Origin of the sequence: Shewanella frigidimarina, assembly GCF_003797125.1 — a bacterium.
Classification (GTDB): domain Bacteria; phylum Pseudomonadota; class Gammaproteobacteria; order Enterobacterales; family Shewanellaceae; genus Shewanella; species Shewanella frigidimarina.
Window position 1 is genome coordinate 97,371 of sequence record NZ_RKKE01000008.1, and the last position, 12,519, is coordinate 109,889.

Sequence of the window (12,519 nt, forward strand, 5' to 3'; positions counted from 1 at the left end):
CAGGTTACTTATGCTCAATTAGACAAAAAAATGCCGACACAATCGCGTCGGCATTTTTTAATGAATATACATAACCTCAATTCGAGTTATGAGATGGGATAAGTAAGGTAAAATGGCAACATTTGGCCTATTTCATATCAAACTTGTCATTTGTTTTGCTAATAAAGCGTATTGACGCATCGATACAACACAGTTAGCGGGATAAAGGCTGTTTGATAACTGTTTATTATCCCGAACTGAAGTTACATACAATATTAACTCACTTGAGCGGCTTGCTTGGCCTCTTTAGCTTCAGCAGCTTCACATGCTGCTGCAGTAAAGATAACATCTGTAGAGCTATTTAGTGCTGTTTCGGCTGAATCTTGAATCACACCAATAATAAAACCAACTGCCACAACTTGCATGGCAACATCATTAGAAATCCCAAACAAACTACACGCTAATGGGATTAATAATAATGAACCACCGGCAACACCTGAAGCACCACAAGCGGAAACCGACGCTATCACGCTCAATAACAGAGCTGTCATAAAGTCCACTTGAATACCCAAAGTATGAGCTGCTGCTAATGTTAATACCGTAATGGTAATCGCAGCACCGCCCATATTAATGGTGGCACCTAATGGAATAGACACTGAATAAGTGTCTTTATGCAGTTTTAATTCTTCACACAAAGCCATGTTGACCGGAATATTGGCCGCACTTGAACGGGTGAAAAAGGCTGTTACACCACTTTCACGTAAACACTTAAATACTAATGGATAAGGATTACGCTTAATTTTGACATAAACGATAATAGGGTTAATCACCAAAGCAATGAATAACATAGATCCCACAAGTACCATCAATAATTGGCCGTAACCCGCTAGAGCGTCGAAACCTGTTTCAGCAAATGTAGCCGCAACTAAACCAAAAATACCGATAGGCGCTAAACGAATCACAAAGCGAACAATATTTGACACCGCATCACTGACATCTGAGAGCATTCGTTTAGTGCTGTCGCTGGCATGATGCATGGTTATTCCAAGACCAGCCCCCCACACCAAAATACCAATGTAATTGCCCGTTAATAGTGCGTTAACTGGGTTATCGACAATTTTGAACAATAAGGTATTGATAACTTCACTAATCCCTTGAGGAGGATTGGTGCCCTCTATCCCAGTGGTTAGCAATAAAGTGGTTGGAAACGCAAAACTGAATAATACTGCGGTTAATGCAGCAACAAATGTACCCAGAAGATATAGCCCAATGATAGGACGCATATTGGTTTGGCTATTTTTCTTTTGATTGGCAATCGATGATGCAACCAAAACAAAAACCAGGATTGGCGCAATAGCTTTTAAAGCACCCACAAAAAGTGAGCCCAAAAAAGCCACATTGTTGGCACCTGTTGTTGAAATACTTGCCAGAATCACGCCCAAAATGATTCCGCTGATAATTTGTAGCACGAGGCTACCGTTAGCGATACGAGCTAACAGTGATGTTTTTTGATTCATTGCTTAACCTATGATTATTATATTTATGACTTTTTATGATCAAGGTTTTGCTTATCTTTAGAAAAGGAAACATCACAATACTCGTCATACCAACGTATTCATCACCTTACAACTCATAGTGATACAATATCTAGGTTACGACTTTCATGACATCTCGATAATATCAATGCTATTACTGAAAACACCCAGCTCTTCTTACTCATTGAGCGTAATTAACTCACACCACTCAATTTGCACACTTCAATCAATCCGTTTTCAGGGATAGCACTCCCTCATTAAAGTTAAGCATTACCTTGTGCCCAGCGAATATACTGAACACTGTAAAAGCCTTGTAGCTATATATCAGGATGCCATGCAATAAGTCTAGTGTTGATGCCAAATGAGTAAAAAAATTCAATCATTGCTCATAAAGAAAGCACTAATTTGACGGTTACAGGTTACTTGCTGTTAAATTGTTAACGATGTTAAAAGCTGAAAATACCATAAAAAAACCAACAGCAATCATCAAGCAGGCTGCAGTGCTTGAGCACCTCTAAGCATCGCTTCAATCAACTCTTTAGCATCAAATTTTGTTAATGCCTCATTGGCTCCGACTTGTTTAGCTTGGCTAACACTGATTTCGCTGGATAAGGACGTATGTAAAATAATGTACGCGTGTTCAATCGCTGGATTATTTTTAACCTCAAAGGCTAATTCGTATCCATCAAGTCCTGGCATTTCAATATCACTCACCAGTAAATCAATAGGCTTTCGTTCTTCCGCGGCTTGTTGCATCATCTGCAGTGCATCACGACCATCGGCCGTCACTTGATAAGCAATGTTAATCGAATCTAATGCATCAGATAATTGCTTGCGGGCAACTTTTGAATCATCCACCAGTAAAATACGTAACGGAGTTAATTTCTCACGTTGTACATCGGTTAATATCGCTCGATTATTAATCGGATCATCCGGGAATATTTTCGACAGTAATAACTCAACATCTAATAACTGAACGAGCTGATCATTAAAACGGGTTACACCTGTTAAAAATGCATTTTTGCCTAAGTTACCTGAAGGTGCTTCAATATTACGCCAATTACATTCAATGATTTTATCGATTGAGCGCACAAGAAAACCTATCACCATTCTCTGACAATCAGTAATAATGATGTAGCTGTCTTTAAGCTCTGCTTCGGTAACGGGCCTATAACCAATACCTGCAGCCATATCGATAATAGGAATAGTCATACCACGAATGGTTGCAGCCCCCAAAATGGCTGGGTGAGAGTGCGGGATTTTAGTTAAAGGAGTAAACGGCACGAGTTCACGAATTTTTAAAGTACCTAAAGCAAACACTTGTGTTTGATTTAGCTTAAAAAGCAATAAACCCTGCGATTGATTCGCTTTGCTCATTTTCGGACTCATCATTACCCCTTCATCTAAAGACTGAAACCTATTTCACTATAGCATTTATCGTCAGTCTTTAGACTAGCTTAAGTGGTCTATTTTATCTGCAAACATCATTACAAATCACAAAATTAGCTATTCATCCGATAAGAGCCAACTCGATAAATCATTTCGATTACAATTACGTTTCAATAAATAGTGAATATTTGAGGAGAAGACTCTGGTTGATAACAAGAAATAGCAAACTACATTAATACCTTTCCGACAACAACTAGTCGACATTTTATACAAAAAAATTCAACGATTAAATCGCTCTTAGCCTTCTTAACGCAATTTATAAAAGCTAGGGAGAAAAACTTAATCGGCTATATACACATATAAGCTAGAACAGAGTGCAAGTTAAAACCGAATACAACCCAATAAAAACAACAAAGGGAAACAATGATAATTAAACCAGCTACTGATTTAATTATCATTGTTTCCCTCATTATTATGATGCTTTAAATTGACATAAAATCAGTTCGAAGCAGATTGCAGCTCGTAAAGCACATCATAAACAAATTGATCCCAACCCTCGGCATCGAACGCTAAGCCACTGGCATTGCGAACTTGACTAACTGCATGCAAAGGCGCCGCACCGTTTTCCATCATATAATAAGCCATCACCATTTCTGTACGATTAATCCCAGAGCGACAATGGAGTAACACTGGTAACTGATCGGCTTCACATTCACGAATAAATGTTAAAACCTGAGGGAGTATTTCAGCACAAATGGCTAGGTCATGCGATTTAGGTGGAATATTATCAGGTAAATTAAACACTTTATGACGAAGACCTAATTCAGCCATAGCGTCGGTATCACAACCTTCAGCATTATTTAATGATGCGATTGCACCGAAACCAGCCTGCTTAAACTCAGCTAAATCCCACGCATCTTTGTTTGGACCACTACGGCCTGCAATTTGTCCATCAACTAACCAAAAAATATGTTTCATATTACCTACTACTAATCTGGTTTTTTAGCCCAAATATCAACATTAACTGAGGACAACTTCTTACGTTTTTTCTTGCCGCTACCTTCTGGCTTAGCCATTGGCTTAGGTTGTTCCAGTACGCTTTCAGGCACTACATCATCAGCCTCAAATCCGTTAACTTGTTCACGTTCAAGGCGAATTTGATTCTTTTTCTCAATAACAGAGAAGTGATGATACTCATCATGCGACAACAAGGTCAACGCTAAACCGACCTCTCCCGCACGCCCGCTGCGACCAATTCGATGCATATAATCTGCTGGACTGCGCGGTAAGTCAAAATTTATTACTACAGGTAATTTTTCAATATCAAGGCCACGAGCAGCAATATCTGTTGCAATGAGCACTTGAATATCACCCGCCTTAAAACCTTCCAATACACGACTTCTCGCGCCTTGGGCTTTATCACCGTGAAACACCTCTGCAGTGATACCACGTTTAGCCAGTTTTTGAGCTAAATGATTGCAACTATTTTTAGCGCCAACAAAAATCAACACTTGGCGCCATTGATGCTGTTGTAGTAAATGTGCAAGTAAAGCGGTCTTTTTTTCACGATTAACCGTCATTACCCGTTGTACTAACGTACTCGCCTCAGCGCTTTGTAATTGTATCTCAAGCGGGTTAACGAGCAACGCTTGCGTTAGTTGGCGAACTTCATCTGGGAAAGTCGCTGAAAACAATAACGTTTGTTTTTGCTTAGGAAGTAAATTGAGTACTTGAGTCAGCTCTTCAGTAAAACCAAGGCTTAACATTCGATCTGCTTCATCAAGTACTAGCGTTGTCACTTGGGACAGCTTTAATGCATTTGACGATACTAAATCGAGTAAACGACCTGGCGTCGCGACGACTACATCCGCACCGCCACGCAATGCTAGCATCTGAGTATTAACAGATACACCGCCAAATGCAGCAACCACTTTAATGTCGCCATTTAAATGAACCGCATAAGATTTAAAGCTGTCGGCAACTTGCTTAGCAAGTTCTCGCGTTGGTACCAAGACTAACGCACTAACAAAATTACCTTTGGCAGATGTTGCTGCCCGACGACTCACCAATTGATGTAATATCGGCAATGCAAAAGCCGCTGTTTTACCTGAGCCAGTATTGGCACCTGCCAGTAAGTCTTTACCAGTTAATGTGCTAGGAATGGTTTCAGCTTGGATTGGTGTAGGCTGAAGGTATTTAAGCTCGGTTAATCTAGCCAACAATGGAGTATGCAGGCCAAATTCAGCGAAAGTCGTAGCTAAAGAAGCTTGGGTCATGTATCAAATGCGCTCAAGAAAATGGTTATCAATCGCACATTTTAACGTACTTTGGCACAGCAGTCAGATAAATTAGTTAATTTCTTCAATCCCTTCCAAGTCCAGTAGCCACTGCTTCATATCGAGCCCATAAGCATAACCGGTTAACTTACCGCCTTTACCTATCACCCGATGACACGGAACGATAATAGCAATTGGGTTTGCACCATTTGCAGCCCCAACAGCCCTGACAGCTTTAGGTCGCCCAATAGTATTGGCGATATCACTGTAACTGCAGCGCTGGCCGAATATTAATTGACTCAGAGCATGCCAAACTTCATGTTGAAAAACAGTCCCCTTAGGCGCTAAAGGTACACTAAAATGCTGCCTTTGATTTGCGAAGTACTCTGTTAATTGAATGACTGTTGTATCAATGTGCTGTTGGGCTTGTACCAATAAATCTTGAGTTGTCTCAGTCGTGCTTTGTTGGAGTCTAAACTGAGTTTGAATCTCTACACGCGAGCTCGTTTGGGCAAGGTCTTCAACCTGCAAATGGGTTAATCCATGCTCAGATGCTTTAAGCGAGAGTAAACCAACTGGACTTGTGACTAAAGCATGACACTTGGGCGAAGTAAAATGGGTCATAATATTATCCGTTTTTTGCAGCGACAGGATCGTTATCCCAAAGCTGGAAGGTTAAGTAGCTGCCCCAAGGTGATGCTTGTGTTGCAATGTCGGCAGCAATGCTTATGTACGATTTAGGGGTTTCAATGGGTTTACCCGATTGCTCATATAATGCATGAAGACGATTTTTGATAACTAAATCAGAACTCAAAAACACATCAGGATCACTCAAACCTCGCATATTCGCGTAGGCAACAGTCCATGGACCAATACCTTTTACAGACAACCAATCGTCAGGTGTTGAGTCAGCATGCTGATATACAAATTGCCCCAAGGCATTTAATGCTAATTTTCGAGCTCCTGGCATTTTAAGTTCATCTAATGAAGCGTTAGCAATAGCTTGTGCCGTAGGAAATAACTGCCAAGTCTTACCATCGATGAACAGCGTTTCACCATAAGATTCAACCAATAAATTTAATAGTTTAGTGGCTTGCACTACACTGACTTGTTGCCCTAATACGGCACGGCAAGCGGCCTCAAAAACGCTGCCAGCCGCTGGTATACGTAAGCCACTATCAATTTTGGCGCCTAATTTAATGATGGGAGATAATGCCTGCTGGATTATCTCCATGTCAGCATCTAAATCAAACATACGGCGTAATTGCAGAGTAATATAATGCAAGGATTTAATATCATTAGCATCAGCTAAGTAAATACTCACATCAAGTTGAGGTTTATCGGCATTAGGTGAAATGTAGAAAAAGCCTTCTACACCATTAAACGAAAAGGTTCGACCATAACGTCCCGAAATATCATCAATGACCTCCATATTATCAACTTGACGAAATGCATAAAAAGCCAGCATTTTTACCCAATTGAGAGGCGGACGGTAAGATAATGCTAATGTTATTGGTTTAATCTCAGTACTCACTTGATTATCTTTATAAGGATGAGTTACATCAGTTGAATGTCGGCTCTTTTGGCGTAAATCGCTAGGTGTTAACAATAGTTCTTGCTTAAAAATTTCATTAAACCGCCTGATACTATTGAAGCCTGCAGCCATGGCGACGTCTGTCATTGATAATTGTGTTTGGTGTAATAACTGCTTAGCAAACATCAATTGCTGATATAACGCAAAACGTTTAGGCGAAGTCCCCAAACCTTGGTTAAAGAGTTTATTTAAATACCGACTGGTAATACCTAACTTATCAGCTAATTTGACGATCGTTCCTGCATTCTCACCAGTTAAATAGCCTTGCTCAATTAACGTAATCGCTCGCATTAATGTTGTTTGAGTACCTAACCACGCAAATGAACTTGGCGCACTATCTGGCCGGCATCGAAGACAAGGCCTAAGCCCTGCATTAGCCGCTTTAATCGCAGAATCAAAGTAACGGACATTTTTTTCATAGGGTGCAGGAGCGGGACAAATTGATCGGCAATAAATACCAGTAGTGATAACTCCGGTAAAAAATTGACCATCAAAGCGAGCATCACGACTAAGTCTTGCTTGCTGGCAGATCTGTGCTGCAATATTACAATCACTGTTAATCTGGACCATTCGTTTATTTAGCCTTATATCACTCAATGAAAAACTGAACTATTTTCTACTTATAGCGTATTTAAGAGATTACTTTACCGAAATACAACAACCACGACTAGCGGAAAACGGAACTCAATCGTTTCGTATATGGTAACAATTTAACCCATTACATTTGGCCTTTTTGCGTTATCCTAGTCAGCAGAATTTTCACCATTAAGTTAGAGCATTAGATGTTTAAATTTTTTGAATCATTGACCCAAGCTTTACCGCAAGAAGAACCGACTCAGCCACCCAATACTTTGTACGCATTTTGTCGTCATTATACCCGCGGGTTTGGTTTGCCTTTAATTATCATGTCAGTACTAACAGCCATAATGGCAATGTTGGAAGTGTCACTGTTTGGCTTTATGGGCCAACTGGTAGATTGGTTAGTCACCAAAAATCCGCAAACATTATGGCAAGATGAAAGCACTACCTTGATTACCATGTCAGTGATTGTCTTAGTCGTCATACCGCTGGTTGTCTGGTTACATGCTTCTATCGTGCACCAAACGCTTTTGGGTAACTATCCCATGGCTATTCGTTGGCAAGCACATCGCTATTTACTCAAACAAAGTATTTCATTTTATCAAGATGACTTTGCAGGACGGATCGCCACAAAGGTAATGCAAACTTCGCTTGCTGTACGTGAAACGGTCATGAAATTACTGGATGTACTGATGTACATTTTAGTGTATTTCACCTCTATGTTGGTCATGATTGCCAATGCAGACGTACGTTTAATGCTACCCATGCTCGTTTGGTTAGCGGCTTATGTGTTGATCCAATGGAAACTCGTTCCAAAGCTGAAAGCAATATCGACAGAACAAGCTGATGCTCGCTCGACAATGACGGGCCGTATTGTCGACAGTTACACCAACATATCAACCGTAAAGCTGTTCTCGCATACAACACAAGAAGCTGACTACGCCCAAGATAGTATGACGCGTTTCTTAAAAACCGTTTATGGCCAAATGCGTCTGGTTACGATCATTAATGTATTAGTGCAAATCATTAATTACTTATTAGCGTTCACCATTGCGGCTGTGTCTATTTGGTTATGGGCAGACAATGCGATTACGGTTGGTGCCATTGCGATTGCGGTGAGTTTAGCATTGCGTTTAAATGGCATGTCACAATGGATCATGTGGGAAATCAGTTCACTATTTGAAAATATTGGTACCGTTACCGATGGTATGAATACGTTATCAAAACCCATTGCTATCCAAGATAAAATGGATGCAAAAGACATTGTTGTTGACCATGGAAAAATCGATTTCAACCAGGTTTGCTTTCACTATGGTGAAAAAACTGGCGTTATTGAGCAACTAAACCTGAATATTAAAGCAGGTGAGAAAGTCGGCTTAGTGGGACGGTCTGGTGCAGGGAAATCGACTTTAGTAAACTTATTGATGCGTTTTCATGATGTTGAAAAAGGCCAAATACTGATTGATGATCAACCTATAACGGATATTACCCAAGACTCATTACGGGCAAATATTGGTATGGTGACTCAGGATACGTCGTTATTACACCGTTCGATCCGTGAAAACATTCTGTATGGTGATCCACATGCCAGTGATGAAAAATTAATGGCGGCGATAACTCAAGCACAAGCTGCAGAGTTTATTGACAATTTAACGGATCCCTTTGGCAACACGGGACTCGATGCTCAGGTGGGTGAGCGCGGCGTCAAACTGTCTGGCGGCCAACGTCAACGAATTGCCATTGCAAGAGTATTACTTAAGAATGCGCCAATTCTATTGCTTGATGAAGCCACTTCAGCTTTAGACTCTGAAGTCGAAGCTGCGATTCAAGAGTCTCTTTATGAATTGATGGAAGGTAAAACAGTAATAGCGATAGCGCATCGACTTTCAACGATTGCAGCTATGGATAGACTCATTGTATTAGATAAAGGCTGTGTTGTTGAACAAGGTACTCATCAAGAGCTGATTAATGCCAAAGGGATATACGCACAACTGTGGGCCCATCAAACTGGCGGTTTTTTAGGATTAGATTAATCAAAACTTGAACCATTAACATTAGTTAGCCACTCAAATTTGAGTGGCTTTTTTATGCACAGGAATAAAAAATAGGCACAAAAAGGTAAGTAGAATATTAATTGCTTGGATTGCTTGGATTGCTTGGATTGCTTGGATTGCTTGGATTGCTTGGATTGCTTGGATTGCTTGGATTGCTTGGATTGCTTGGATTGCTTGGATTGCTTGGATTGCTTGGATTGCTTGGATTGCTTGGTAAAACTTTGCAAGATGTAAGAGGAATAGTACAGAAATAAAATATGGTGGTCGCTACTGGGCTCGAACCAGTGACCCCCTCCTTGTAAGGGAGGTGCTCTCCCAGCTGAGCTAAGCGACCTGGGATAAAACGTAAATGTAAGCTTAAATTGATATGGTGGTCGCTACTGGGCTCGAACCAGTGACCCCCTCCTTGTAAGGGAGGTGCTCTCCCAGCTGAGCTAAGCGACCTGGGAATATCAATCTTTTTGTAAAATATGGTGGTCGCTACTGGGCTCGAACCAGTGACCCCCTCCTTGTAAGGGAGGTGCTCTCCCAGCTGAGCTAAGCGACCTGGGATATTTTACTTTTGAGTCCACCACTCTATTTGAGAAATGGTGGTCGCTACTGGGCTCGAACCAGTGACCCCCTCCTTGTAAGGGAGGTGCTCTCCCAGCTGAGCTAAGCGACCTGGGACTCTACACAACAGTTTAGTTAATTATATGGTGGTCGCTACTGGGCTCGAACCAGTGACCCCCTCCTTGTAAGGGAGGTGCTCTCCCAGCTGAGCTAAGCGACCTGGGATATAATTAACAGTTATAATCCATAAATAAAAATATGGTGGTCGATACTGGGCTCGAACCAGTGACCCCCTCCTTGTAAGGGAGGTGCTCTCCCAGCTGAGCTAATCGACCTCGCTGTGTGGGGCCGTATTATAGGGGGCAAGCAAAACCTGTCAACGCTTTTTATTTAAAATAATGTCAGTCGGACTAAAATTGTTCGCTTTGATGCTTTGTTGAACAAGGGATTGTGATCAAAAATAAAGAAAATCCAAAAACCTCCCTAGGTTTGAAAGTCCGCCATTTCAACTGCTGGGTTTGACTGTTAGAATAGCGGCACATTTTTTTGTTTGTCTTCTTTAGACGTTTATAAATAGGTTAGTGTCCGATTATGACTACTAAGACGCGTTTTGCTCCAAGTCCAACTGGTTTTCTTCATGTAGGTGGTGCTCGTACAGCACTTTATTCATGGTTGCACGCACGTGCTAACAATGGTGAATTTGTACTTCGTATTGAAGACACTGATATTGAACGTTCAACTCAAGAAGCATGTGATGCCATTCTTGACGGTATGAACTGGTTAGGTTTGACTTGGGATGAAGGTCCTTATTACCAAACTAAACGTTTTGATCGTTACAATGAAATTATTGAGCAAATGCTTGACAAAGGCACTGCATACAAATGCTATTGCTCGCGTGAACGCATTGAGAGCATGCGTGAAGACCAAGCTGCGCAAGGTTTGCAACAGAAATACGACGGTTGTTGTCGTAACCTTGCACCTCGTGACACTGACGAACCTTTTGTCATTCGCTTTAAAAACCCAATTGAAGGCAGTGTTATATTTGATGATCACGTTCGTGGTCGAATCGAAATTTCTAACGATATGCTTGATGATTTAATCATTAAGCGTACCGATGGTGTACCAACCTATAATTTCTGTGTTGTAGTAGATGACTGGGACATGGGTATTACCTGCGTTGTACGCGGTGAAGATCATATCAATAATACGCCACGCCAAATCAACATACTTAAAGCATTAGGCGCACCGATCCCTGAATATGCACATGTGTCGATGATTTTAGGTGACGATGGCGCCAAGCTATCTAAACGTCATGGTGCTGTGGGCGTTATGCAATACCGTGATGACGGGTATCTACCAGAAGCACTATTAAACTATCTTGTTCGCTTAGGTTGGTCTCATGGCGATCAAGAAATATTTTCAATGGAAGAGTTGAAAACGCTGTTTAAGTTAGATGATATCAATAAAGCTGCTTCAGCTTTTAATACTGATAAGCTTATTTGGTTAAACCAACATTATATCAAGTCTCTCGATCCTGTTTATGTCGCATCACATTTACAATGGCATATGGATGATCAGAAAATTGATACTAGTAATGGTCCAGCGTTAACTGAAATTGTTACAGCATTATCAGAACGAGCGAAAACATTAAAAGAATTAGCCGCTTCAAGCCGTTACTTCTATGAAGATTTTGATAACTTCGATGAAGCCCAAGCTAAGAAGCATCTACGTGGCGTGGCACTAGAGCCTTTAACATTGTTCAATCAAAAGTTATCTGAACTAAATGATTGGAGCGTAGAGAATATTCACAACGTTATTGAAGCCACAGCGACAGAACTTGATGTCGGCATGGGTAAAGTAGGTATGCCTTTACGCGTTGCGGTTACTGGCGCAGGACAGTCTCCTGCATTAGATTTAACCTTGTTCTTAATCGGAAAAGAAAGATCTGCACAAAGAATATCCAAAGCGATTGAATTTGTAGCAGATAGAATAAATTCCTAAAAAACGAGTTGACACTTTTGGGTATGCTGCATAGAATGCGCCTCGCAGTTGAGACATGATGTTAGATTTTTTCTAGTAGCATATTCAAAAGCATTAAGTAAGACGGGGTTATAGCTCAGCTGGGAGAGCGCTTCGCTGGCAGTGAAGAGGTCCACGGTTCGATCCCGTGTAGCTCCACCACTTACTTAACAATCTTTAAGTAGATAATTAGCATTGATGTTTAGCCTACAGACACCAATGAGTATTCACTCGATGCAGAGTATAACGTATCAAATGTGTCCCATTCGTCTAGAAATAGAGCTTAGGACATCGCCCACTTTGGTTTATAAAGAGTCGGCGGTAACAGGGGTTCGAATCTTAGGGTTTTGTTCTTCATTATAGGTAATTAGCACTGGTGTTTAGCCTACAGGCACCAATGAGTATTCACTCGATGCAGAGTATAACGTATCAAATGTGTCCCATTCGTCTAGAGGCCTAGGACACCGCCCTTTCACGGCGGTAACAGGGGTTCGAATCCCCTATGGGATACCATATTTAAGATGGTTGAACATGATTCGAAA

At 41.0% G+C, this 12,519-nt stretch carries 9 protein-coding genes and 8 tRNA genes; 5 read left to right on the top strand and 12 right to left on the bottom strand.

The features are described 5' to 3' along the window. Positions 1 to 254 precede the first annotated feature (254 nt). The 6 genes from sstT to EGC86_RS18820 all read right to left on the bottom strand — a co-directional run bounded on the left by sstT (position 255) and on the right by EGC86_RS18820 (position 7,343). Complete coding sequence (sstT, locus tag EGC86_RS18795; protein WP_011638156.1) at positions 255 to 1,496, bottom strand: serine/threonine transporter SstT; 1,242 nt, start codon at positions 1,494 to 1,496, stop codon at positions 255 to 257. 504 nt (positions 1,497 to 2,000) lie between these two features. Beyond that, positions 2,001 to 2,891, bottom strand: coding sequence for a chemotaxis protein CheV (locus EGC86_RS18800; protein ID WP_041413640.1), 891 nt, complete (start codon positions 2,889 to 2,891; stop codon positions 2,001 to 2,003). A 510-nt stretch (positions 2,892 to 3,401) separates the two neighbouring features. Then, positions 3,402 to 3,881: a protein-tyrosine phosphatase family protein gene (locus tag EGC86_RS18805; RefSeq protein ID WP_011638158.1), complete on the bottom strand. Its 480-nt coding sequence runs from the start codon at positions 3,879 to 3,881 to the stop codon at positions 3,402 to 3,404. Between the two features lie 11 nt (positions 3,882 to 3,892). Next, positions 3,893 to 5,179: a DEAD/DEAH box helicase gene (locus EGC86_RS18810; RefSeq protein WP_011638159.1), complete on the bottom strand. Its 1,287-nt coding sequence runs from the start codon at positions 5,177 to 5,179 to the stop codon at positions 3,893 to 3,895. Positions 5,180 to 5,251: 72 nt separating this feature from the next. Continuing rightward, positions 5,252 to 5,803 carry a methylated-DNA--[protein]-cysteine S-methyltransferase gene (locus tag EGC86_RS18815; RefSeq protein ID WP_123778577.1) on the bottom strand — a complete coding sequence of 184 codons (552 nt, stop codon included), beginning with the start codon at positions 5,801 to 5,803 and terminating at the stop codon, positions 5,252 to 5,254. Positions 5,804 to 5,807: 4 nt separating this feature from the next. Continuing rightward, positions 5,808 to 7,343, bottom strand: coding sequence for an AlkA N-terminal domain-containing protein (locus tag EGC86_RS18820; protein WP_123778579.1), 1,536 nt, complete (start codon positions 7,341 to 7,343; stop codon positions 5,808 to 5,810). A 212-nt stretch (positions 7,344 to 7,555) separates the two neighbouring features. Between EGC86_RS18820 and EGC86_RS18825 the strand changes: the two genes are divergently transcribed. Further along, entirely contained in the window at positions 7,556 to 9,385 is a 1,830-nt protein-coding gene (locus EGC86_RS18825) for an ABC transporter ATP-binding protein (RefSeq protein WP_123778581.1), read from the top strand. Between the two features lie 43 nt (positions 9,386 to 9,428). Continuing rightward, positions 9,429 to 9,623, top strand: a complete 195-nt coding sequence (locus tag EGC86_RS20920; protein WP_165872457.1) for a hypothetical protein — start codon at positions 9,429 to 9,431, stop codon at positions 9,621 to 9,623. 41 nt (positions 9,624 to 9,664) lie between these two features. Here the strand turns inward: EGC86_RS20920 and EGC86_RS18830 are convergent. From EGC86_RS18830 to EGC86_RS18855, 6 genes are all read right to left on the bottom strand, one after another. Continuing rightward, positions 9,665 to 9,740 (bottom strand) — tRNA-Val (locus tag EGC86_RS18830). 34 nt (positions 9,741 to 9,774) lie between these two features. Beyond that, positions 9,775 to 9,850: transfer RNA gene (locus tag EGC86_RS18835), tRNA-Val, on the bottom strand. 27 nt (positions 9,851 to 9,877) lie between these two features. Further along, positions 9,878 to 9,953 (bottom strand) — tRNA-Val (locus EGC86_RS18840). 41 nt (positions 9,954 to 9,994) lie between these two features. Then, positions 9,995 to 10,070: transfer RNA gene (locus EGC86_RS18845), tRNA-Val, on the bottom strand. 32 nt (positions 10,071 to 10,102) lie between these two features. Next, positions 10,103 to 10,178, bottom strand: a tRNA-Val gene (locus EGC86_RS18850). A gap of 39 nt (positions 10,179 to 10,217) precedes the next feature. Continuing rightward, a tRNA-Val gene (locus EGC86_RS18855) sits at positions 10,218 to 10,293 on the bottom strand. A gap of 256 nt (positions 10,294 to 10,549) precedes the next feature. Here EGC86_RS18855 and gltX point away from each other — a divergent pair. The 3 genes from gltX (at position 10,550) to EGC86_RS18870 (ending at position 12,490) form a co-directional block, all read left to right on the top strand. Beyond that, positions 10,550 to 11,959, top strand: coding sequence for a glutamate--tRNA ligase (gltX, locus tag EGC86_RS18860; protein WP_011638163.1), 1,410 nt, complete (start codon positions 10,550 to 10,552; stop codon positions 11,957 to 11,959). Positions 11,960 to 12,063: 104 nt separating this feature from the next. Then, a tRNA-Ala gene (locus EGC86_RS18865) sits at positions 12,064 to 12,139 on the top strand. 275 nt (positions 12,140 to 12,414) lie between these two features. Continuing rightward, positions 12,415 to 12,490 (top strand) — tRNA-Glu (locus tag EGC86_RS18870). Positions 12,491 to 12,519 lie beyond the last annotated feature (29 nt).

Excerpts from the sequence above, each read along its gene's own strand:
- gltX (WP_011638163.1), top strand. The coding sequence starts at position 10,550 with ATGACTACTAAGACGCGTTTTGCTCCAAGTCCAACTGGTTTTCTTCAT.
- EGC86_RS18810 (WP_011638159.1), bottom strand. The coding sequence starts at position 5,179 with ATGACCCAAGCTTCTTTAGCTACGACTTTCGCTGAATTTGGCCTGCAT.
- sstT (WP_011638156.1), bottom strand. The coding sequence starts at position 1,496 with ATGAATCAAAAAACATCACTGTTAGCTCGTATCGCTAACGGTAGCCTC.
- EGC86_RS18800 (WP_041413640.1), bottom strand. The coding sequence starts at position 2,891 with ATGAGCAAAGCGAATCAATCGCAGGGTTTATTGCTTTTTAAGCTAAAT.
- EGC86_RS18825 (WP_123778581.1), top strand. The coding sequence starts at position 7,556 with ATGTTTAAATTTTTTGAATCATTGACCCAAGCTTTACCGCAAGAAGAA.
- EGC86_RS18820 (WP_123778579.1), bottom strand. The coding sequence starts at position 7,343 with ATGGTCCAGATTAACAGTGATTGTAATATTGCAGCACAGATCTGCCAG.
- EGC86_RS18805 (WP_011638158.1), bottom strand. The coding sequence starts at position 3,881 with ATGAAACATATTTTTTGGTTAGTTGATGGACAAATTGCAGGCCGTAGT.
- EGC86_RS18815 (WP_123778577.1), bottom strand. The coding sequence starts at position 5,803 with ATGACCCATTTTACTTCGCCCAAGTGTCATGCTTTAGTCACAAGTCCA.